Genomic DNA, 8,051 nt, shown 5'->3' on the forward strand with positions numbered 1-8,051 from the left:
GTGCGGGACCGTCCGCACGGGCGCGTCGTGCCGCCACCGCGCGACCGTCGTGTCGCCGTGGTCCACGACGTCGCGCCCGGCGGCCGTCAGCGCCGCGACGAGCCCGGCGGCACGCAGCGCGGCGGGCGCGCGCTCGAGCCCGGGGGCGTGGGCGGCGGCACTGGACGGCACGCCGAGGAGTCCGAGAGGCGCGGTGCTCATGGCGGCCACCGTACGGACGAGGCCCGACACGGACCGGTCAGTCGACGAGCGCCTCGGCCAGCGCGCGTCGTCCGACCTGCGCGAGGTGCGGGTGGTCGACGGGGTGCTGGAGCAGCACCACCGCGAGATGCAGCGCCCACGCGTGCGCGCGTCGCCACGTCGCGTCGTCCCAGCCGCAGGCGGCGTCCACGCGCTCGCGGAACGCGCGCCGCCCGTCGGTGTCGAACGTGAGCCACGCCGTCGCCAGGTCCGACGCCGGGTCGCCCGAGGTCACGTCGCCGAAGTCGATGAGCGCGTGCAGCCGGCCGTCGCGCACGAGCAGGTTGGCGGGGTGCGGGTCGCCGTGCAGCCACAACGCGGGACCGTCCCAGGCGGGTGCGGCGGCGAGCTCGGCACGGCGTTCGAGCACCCGGTCGGCCTCCGGGAGCGCGACCCGGTCGAGCCGTTCCCGCAGGGTCGTCGTGTCGGGGGACAGCGGGACGCCGCGGAACGGGTTGACCGGTGCGTCGGCCGGCGCCGGCCGGTGCAGCGCGACGAACACCTCGGCCAGGTCGCCGGCCCACGCGGTCCGGTCGGTGACCGGCACGCTCCACGCCGGATCGGCGTGGAACCACGGCACGACGCTCCACGCCCAGGGGTACGCGTCGCCCGGCATCCCGACGCGGAGAGGGACCGGCGTCGCCACGGGCAGCCGCGGCGCGAGGACCGGCAGCCACTTCTGCTCGTGCGCGACGAGCGGCGCGGACACCGACCGGACCGGGAACCGGAGCGCCAGGTCGTCCCCGAGCCGCCACAGGACGTTGTCCCACCCGGTCCCGGCGGGCGCGAGCGGCAGGTCGGCGAGGTCGGGGTGCTGGGCGCGCAGCAGCGTCCGGACGAGCGTCTCGTCGACCTCGACCTCGGGCACGGGATGCGTCACGGTGCTCCTCTCGCGCGGTGCGGTGCTCCGCGGGGTGGATCGGTCGGTGAACCACCGCGGGCCGTCGGTCCGCCAGGCTACGGTGCGGTCGACGGGCGCGACGGCGCGACCGTCGGTGGGAGGTTGCGGTGCGGGCGGGAGCGCGGGCGCACGGGATCCGGCGCGCGGTGCGTGCTGGGGGGGCCGCGGCGACGGTGCTGGTCGTCGCCGCGTGCGGGACCGACAGCGAGGCCGGCTTCGGGATGCCCACGCAGCAGAGCGTCGGGCAGGTCCCCGGCGAGCGGAGCGACGTCGAGGGCGTCCTGCGTGTCGAGGCGAACGGCTGCTTCACGCTCGAGCTCGACGACGGCACGCGCCCGTGGGTCGTGTGGCCCGCGGGGACCACCATGGACGCCGAGGCCGCCGTGCTCGGCACGACGCGTGCGACGGACGGCGACCGACTCGCAGGACGCGGTGTCCTCGTCGACGCCTCGGCGTTGCCCGGCTGGGAGAACGCCGACTCGTACGCCCACGCGTTCGGCGCGTTCTGCGACGCGGAGGCGGTCGGCGTCGTGGCGCTCGACGAGGTGGACCGGCGCTGACGGCGGCGCGGTCGTCCGGCCGGGACGTGCGGTGCGTGCGGGCGGCGTTGGTCAGCGCGGCGGCCGGACCTCGCGGCGCACGTCCCACGGCACCGCCCAGCCGAGCGCGTCGAACATGCGGCTCAGCACGATGCCGGTGAAGCCCCACACGACCAGGTCGTCGACGACGAACGCGGGCGTCCGCACGCGCGCCCCGAAGCGTTCGTGCACGACGCTCGCGCGGTTCGCCGGGTCGAGCAGGTCGGCGACGGGGAGGCGGAAGACGTCGACGGTCTCGGCGTGGTCGACCGCCGCCACCTGCGACGGGTGCGTCCACCAGGCGGGGACGGGCGTCACGAGGTGGTTGCTCACCGGCACGGCGAGGGGCGGCAGCGTGCCCAGCACCTCGACACCGGACGGGTCGAGGCCGGTCTCCTCGACGGCCTCGCGGACCGCGGCCGCCGCGGGGGAGCGGTCGGTCGGCTCGGTGCGCCCGCCCGGGAACGCGACCTGACCCGCGTGGTGGCCGAGGGTCGCCGCACGACGCTGGAGCAGCACGTCGAGGTCACGCGCGACGGCGGCCTCGCCCGTGCCCGCGTCGATCGCGTCGAGCACGCCGAACAGCACGAGCACCGCCGCGGGTCGGGCGGCCGACACGTCGGGCAGCACCCGCGTGGGGTCGACCCGCCAGTCCAGCCCGCGGGCGCAGAGCTCGAGGAGCTCGGCCCGGGCACCCGCGGGCGTCGTCGGATCGGCCGTCATCCGCGCGCCCGGACGAGCTCCCCGAACGCGGCGAACGCCTTCTCGGCGGCGGGAACGAGGGCCGGCAGGTGCTGCCCGCCTCCCGCGCGGATCGCGTCGACGTCCTCGGGCTCCAGGTCGGCCGTCATGTCGGGCGTCCCCAGCCACAGGTCGAGCATCGACACGGTGACCTCGGGGTGGAACTGCAGCCCGAGCGCGCTGCCCGCGCGGAACGCCTGCACGGGCGTGGCCGGTGTCGACGCGAGCAGCGTCGCGCCCGCCGGGAGGTCGACCGCGTCGGAGTGCCAGTGCAGCACGGTCGGCCGGTCACCGAGCGCGCCCAGCACGAGGTCCTCGGCGACGACGTCGACGGCGGCGAACCCGACCTCCGTGCCGTGCCGCAGGTGCAGCCGTGACCCGAGCGCGAGCGCCAGGATCTGCATGCCGAGGCACACGCCGAGCACGGGTACCTCCGCGTCGACCGCGTCGGCGAGCAGGCGCCGTTCGGCCGCGAGTCCCGGGAATCGCTCGTCGTCGGCGTCCATCGGCCCGCCCATGACGACCACGCCGCCGAGCGAGTCGAGCGCGGGCAGCCGCGGCTCCGCGTCGTGCAGCACCGTGCGGATCTGCAGCGGCCCGTCGATGCCGGCCGCGATCAGTCCCGGTCCCTCGTGCGGGACGTGCGTGAGGACGAGGACGGGGCGCACGCCGGTCACCAGCCGTCGGGCAGCGGGCGGCCCTCCTCGTAGCCCGCCGCGGACTGGATGCCGACCGTCGCGCGGTCGAAGAGCTCCTCGAGCGAGGTCGCGCCGACGTACGTCGCGGCCGAGCGGACGCCCGCGGTGACGTGGTCGAGCAGGTCCTCCACACCGGGACGGCGCGGGTCGAGGTACATGCGCGAGGACGAGATGCCCTCCTCGTAGAGCGCCTTGCGGGCCCGCTCGAACGCCGAGCCGCCCCGCGTGCGTGCGGCGACGGCACGCGCCGACGCCATGCCGAAGCTCTCCTTGTACAGGCGGCCCTCGCCGTCCTCGTGCAGGTCGCCGGGCGACTCGTGCGTCCCGGCGAACCAGGAGCCGATCATGACCTGCGACGCACCGGCGGCCAGCGCGAGCGCGACGTCGCGCGGGTGCCGCACGCCGCCGTCCGCCCACACGTGCCGGCCGAGCCGGCGGGCCTCGGCGGCGCACTCGAGCACCGCCGAGAACTGCGGGCGGCCGACCGCGGTCATCATGCGCGTCGTGCACATGGCGCCCGGGCCGACGCCGACCTTGACGATGTCCGCGCCGGCCTCGATCAGGTCGCGCGTGCCCTGTGCCGTGACGACGTTGCCCGCGACGACCGGGACCTGCGGGTCGAGCGAGCGGACCGCGCCGAGCGTCTCGAGCATCTTGCGCTGGTGGCCGTGGGCCGTGTCGACGACGAGCACGTCGACGCCCGCCTCGAGCAGCTCGGCCGTCTTGGCCTTGACGTCGCCGTTGATGCCGACCGCGGCCGCGACGCGCAGGCGGCCCTGGTCGTCGACGGCCGGCGTGTAGATCGACGAGCGCAGCGCCCCGACCTGCGTGAGCACGCCGACGAGGACGCCGTCGCGGACGACGGGGGAGAAGCGGCGGCGCGAGCCGTGCAGCTGCTCGAACGCGGCCTCGAGGCCGCGCGTGCCCCCCTGCTCGACGACCGACAGGTCGACGGTCGTCGGGTGCGGGGACATGACGTCCTCGACCTGCGTGAACCGGTCGACGCCCTGGCAGTCGGCCTCGGTGAGGACGCCGACCGGGCGGCCGTCCTGCACGACGACCGCGGCGCCGTGGGACCGCTTGCCGATGAGCGTGAGGGCGGTGTGCACGGTGTCGTGCGGCGCGACGACGACTGCGCTCTCGACGACCGTGTGCCGCGCCTTGACGGACGACACGACGTCCGCGACCACGTCGGTCGGGATGTCCTGCGGGATGACCGCGATGCCGCCGCGGCGGGCGACCGTCTCGGCCATGCGGCGGCCGGCGACGGCCGTCATGTTGGCGACGACGACGGGGATGGTGGTGCCGGTGCCGTCGACGGGTGCGAGGTCGACGTCGAAGCGGGAGGTGACCTCGGAACGCGACGGGACGAGGAAGACGTCGCCGTAGGTGAGGTCGGAGGCCGGAGTCTGGCCGGGCAGGAAGCGCATGGGAGTTCCCCTTTCCGATCGATGGTACCGGGTGGGGTGCACGCGTCCCGGGGACGACCGGGTCCAGCGCCCGGACCTGCGGCGTCGGCGCGCGGGTTCTTCACCGAGCCTCCACCGTACCGACCGCGCCCCTGACCTGCCCGGACGGCGAGCAGGTGCTTCCGGGACCTAGAGTGTGCAGGCGAAGCCTTCGGCGTCCGCAGCGTGCGGCATCGTCGCCGCACCGGGAGGAGAGGCTGCCTCATGGCACTGCTGGAGTCGATCACGTCACCTGCTGACGTGCGCCGCCTGACCCGCACGCAGGTCGCGCGGCTCGCAGAGGAGATCCGCACGTTCCTCGTCGAGTCGGTGTCCCGCACGGGCGGTCACCTGGGCCCGAACCTCGGGGTCGTCGAGCTGACGATCGCCCTGCACCGCGTCTTCGACTCGCCGCGCGACACCATGGTGTTCGACACGGGGCACCAGGCGTACGTGCACAAGCTGCTGACGGGCCGCACGGACTTCTCGCAGCTCCGCCGGCGCGGCGGGCTCTCGGGCTACCCCAGCCGCACGGAGTCCGAGCACGACGTCGTCGAGAACTCGCACGCGTCGACCGCGCTGTCGTGGGCGGACGGCATCGCGAAGGCCAACCAGCTCCAGGGCCGCGGCCAGCGGCACGTCGTCGCGGTCATCGGCGACGGCGCGCTCACGGGCGGCATGGCGTGGGAGGCCCTCAACAACATCGCGGCCGGGCAGGACCGGCGTCTCGTGGTCGTCGTCAACGACAACGGGCGGTCGTACGACCCGACGATCGGCGGCCTTGCGCGCCACCTCGACACGCTGCGCACGACGCAGGGCTACGAGAACGTCCTGTCGTGGGGCAAGCAGACGCTGCGCCGGTCGGGCCCGCCGGGGCGGTTCGCGTACGACGCGCTGCACGGCCTCAAGAAGGGCATCAAGGACGTCGTCGCCCCGCAGGGGATGTTCGAGGACCTCGGGCTCAAGTACGTCGGGCCCGTCGACGGGCACGACGAGCAGGCCGTCGAGCACGCGCTGCGCCGCGCCAAGGCGTTCGGCGGGCCGGTGATCGTGCACGTCATCACCGAGAAGGGCCGCGGGTACACGCCCGCCGAGCAGGACGTGGCGGACCGCTTCCACGCGGTCGGCCAGATCCACCCCGAGACGGGTCTGCCGCTCGCGCCGTCGCGGTTCGGCTGGACCAGCGTGTTCGCCGACGAGATCGTGCGCATCGGCCGCCGTCGCAAGGACGTCGTCGCGATCACGGCCGCGATGCTCCAGCCGGTGGGCCTCGCGCCGTTCGCCGCCGAGTTCCCCGACCGCGTGTTCGACGTCGGCATCGCCGAGCAGCACGCCGCCACCTCGGCCGCGGGCATGGCGTTCGGCGGGCTGCACCCCGTCGTCGCGGTCTACGCGACGTTCCTCAACCGCGCGTTCGACCAGGTCCTCATGGACGTCGCGCTGCACAGGGCCGGCGTCACGTTCGTGCTCGACCGGGCGGGGCTGACCGGCGACGACGGTGCGAGCCACAACGGGATGTGGGACATGGCGATGCTCGGCATCGTGCCCGGGCTGCGGCTCGCGGCACCCCGCGACGAGCCGACGCTGCGCGACGCGCTGCGTACCTCGGTCGACGTCGACGACGCACCGACGGTGGTCCGCTACCCGAAGGGTGCGATGGGCGACCCGCTGCCGGCGGTCGACGAGGTCGACGGCATCGACGTGCTCGCGCGGCACGACGGCGCCGACGCGGACGCGCCGTCCGTGCTCGTCGTCGGCGTCGGCGCGATGGCGGTGACGGCCGTCGCGACCGGTGAGGTGCTGGCCGCGCACGGTCTGCGCGTCACGGTCGTCGACCCGCGCTGGGTGCTCCCGGTCCCCATCGCGCTCACCAAGCTCGCGGGCGCGCACGACCACGTCGTGACGATCGAGGATGGGGTCGTGGACGGCGGCATCGGCGCGCTGCTCGGGCAGCGGTGCACCGACGTCGGGGTCCGCACGCCCGTCCAGGCGGTCGGCGTCCCGCGCCGGTTCCTCGACCACGCGTCGCGCGACCAGCTCGTCGGGGAGCTCCGGCTGGGGCCCAACGACGTGGCCCGGGACGTGCTCACCGCCCTCGGCCGACTGCCCGGGACGGCACAGTAGCGCACGTCACAACGGCCCTCCCGAGGGCCGGGGCGAAGGTCCCAAGACATCCCATCACTTGCTCCGTAGGTTCGAGGTATCGACCCGCACGGAGGAGCGAAGATGTCCACCACCGCAGTCCCCGCCACCGCCCACGACGAGGCCACCACCCCGGCCGCGTGGACCGGATTCGTCGTCGGCCCGTGGGCCGACCACGTCGACGTGCGGGACTTCATCCAGCGCAACTACACGCCCTACGAGGGTGACAGCGCGTTCCTCGCGGGTCCGACCGCCCGCACGACCCGCATCTGGGACCGCCTCAGCGCGATGTTCCCGGCGGAGCGCGAGAAGGGCGTCTACGACGTCGACGCGAAGACGCCGTCGACGATCACGTCGCACGCCCCCGGCTACATCGCCCAGGACGACGAGATCATCGTCGGACTCCAGACGGACGCCCCGCTCAAGCGCGCGATCATGCCCAACGGCGGCTACCGGATGGTCGAGAAGTCGCTCGAGACCTACGGGTACGAGCCCGACCCGGTCGTCTCCGAGATCTTCAGCAAGTACCGCAAGACGCACAACGACGGCGTCTTCGACGTGTACCCGCCGGCCGTGCGCGCCGCGCGCTCGTCGCACATCATCACCGGCCTGCCGGACGCCTACGGCCGCGGCCGGATCATCGGCGACTACCGCCGCGTCGCCCTGTACGGCGTCGACGCGCTGATCGCCGCGAAGAAGCTCGAGCGTGCCGAGCTCGACATGGAGCGCTCGGTCGAGGACGTCATCCGCGACCGCGAGGAGAACGCCGAGCAGATCCGCGCGCTCGGCGAGCTCAAGCAGATGGCCGCGTCCTACGGCTACGACATCTCCGGGCCCGCGACGACCGGCCGCGAGGCCGTGCAGTGGCTGTACTTCGGCTACCTGGCCGCCGTGAAGGAGCAGAACGGCGCCGCGATGTCCCTCGGCCGCACGTCGACGTTCCTCGACATCTACCTCGAGCGCGACCTCGCCGCGGGGACGATCACCGAGGAGCAGGCGCAGGAGATCATCGACGACTTCGTCATCAAGCTGCGGATCGTGCGCTTCCTGCGCACCCCGGAGTACGACGCGCTGTTCTCGGGCGACCCGACGTGGGTGACCGAGTCGATCGGCGGCATGGGCGAGGACGGGCGGACGCTCGTCACGAAGACGTCGTTCCGCTACCTGCAGACGCTCTACAACCTGGGCCCGGCGCCCGAGCCGAACATGACGGTGTTCTGGAGCGACCAGCTCCCGGCCGGGTTCAAGGCGTACTGCGCGCAGGTGTCGATCGACACCTCGGCCGTCCAGTACGAGTCCGACG

Annotated in this window: 7 protein-coding genes and 1 pseudogene; 3 read left to right on the forward strand and 5 right to left on the reverse strand. The window is 74.2% G+C overall.

The features are described from left to right. Together CTKZ_RS21970 and CTKZ_RS04340 are read right to left on the reverse strand one after the other, a co-directional pair. Window positions 1-201 (reverse strand): annotated as a pseudogene (locus CTKZ_RS21970) (arginase family protein); the annotation flags it as partial. A 37-nt stretch (window positions 202-238) separates the two neighbouring features. Beyond that, window positions 239-1,120 (reverse strand): aminoglycoside phosphotransferase family protein, encoded by an 882-nt coding sequence (locus CTKZ_RS04340; protein WP_124341793.1) that lies wholly within the window; start codon window positions 1,118-1,120, stop codon window positions 239-241. Window positions 1,121-1,287: 167 nt separating this feature from the next. Here CTKZ_RS04340 and CTKZ_RS04345 point away from each other — a divergent pair, with 167 nt between their 5' ends. Beyond that, complete coding sequence (locus CTKZ_RS04345; RefSeq protein WP_124341794.1) at window positions 1,288-1,701, forward strand: hypothetical protein; 414 nt, start codon at window positions 1,288-1,290, stop codon at window positions 1,699-1,701. A gap of 51 nt (window positions 1,702-1,752) precedes the next feature. Here the strand turns inward: CTKZ_RS04345 and CTKZ_RS04350 are convergent, their stop codons facing one another. From CTKZ_RS04350 to CTKZ_RS04360, 3 genes are read right to left on the reverse strand one after another with little or no spacing between them, the layout of a single operon-like run. Next, complete coding sequence (locus tag CTKZ_RS04350; RefSeq protein ID WP_124341795.1) at window positions 1,753-2,442, reverse strand: NUDIX hydrolase; 690 nt, start codon at window positions 2,440-2,442, stop codon at window positions 1,753-1,755. Next, entirely contained in the window at window positions 2,439-3,128 is a 690-nt protein-coding gene (locus CTKZ_RS04355) for a type 1 glutamine amidotransferase (RefSeq protein ID WP_124341796.1), read from the reverse strand. Before CTKZ_RS04355 ends, CTKZ_RS04350 begins: the two co-directional genes overlap by 4 nt. 5 nt (window positions 3,129-3,133) lie before the next feature. Continuing rightward, a complete protein-coding gene (locus CTKZ_RS04360) occupies window positions 3,134-4,588 on the reverse strand; it encodes a GuaB1 family IMP dehydrogenase-related protein (RefSeq protein ID WP_124341797.1) in 1,455 nt (484 codons plus the stop codon). A gap of 243 nt (window positions 4,589-4,831) precedes the next feature. Here CTKZ_RS04360 and dxs point away from each other — a divergent pair, with 243 nt between their 5' ends. Both dxs and CTKZ_RS04370 read left to right on the forward strand, forming a co-directional pair. Next, on the forward strand, window positions 4,832-6,730 hold the full coding sequence (gene dxs / locus CTKZ_RS04365) for a 1-deoxy-D-xylulose-5-phosphate synthase (protein WP_124341798.1): 1,899 nt from the start codon (window positions 4,832-4,834) through the stop codon (window positions 6,728-6,730). A gap of 102 nt (window positions 6,731-6,832) precedes the next feature. Then, window positions 6,833-8,051: pyruvate formate lyase family protein (locus CTKZ_RS04370; RefSeq protein ID WP_307720285.1), on the forward strand; the 1,219-nt coding region annotated here is incomplete at its 3' end.

This window comes from Cellulomonas algicola, assembly GCF_003851725.1.
GTDB lineage: Bacteria > Actinomycetota > Actinomycetes > Actinomycetales > Cellulomonadaceae > Cellulomonas > Cellulomonas algicola.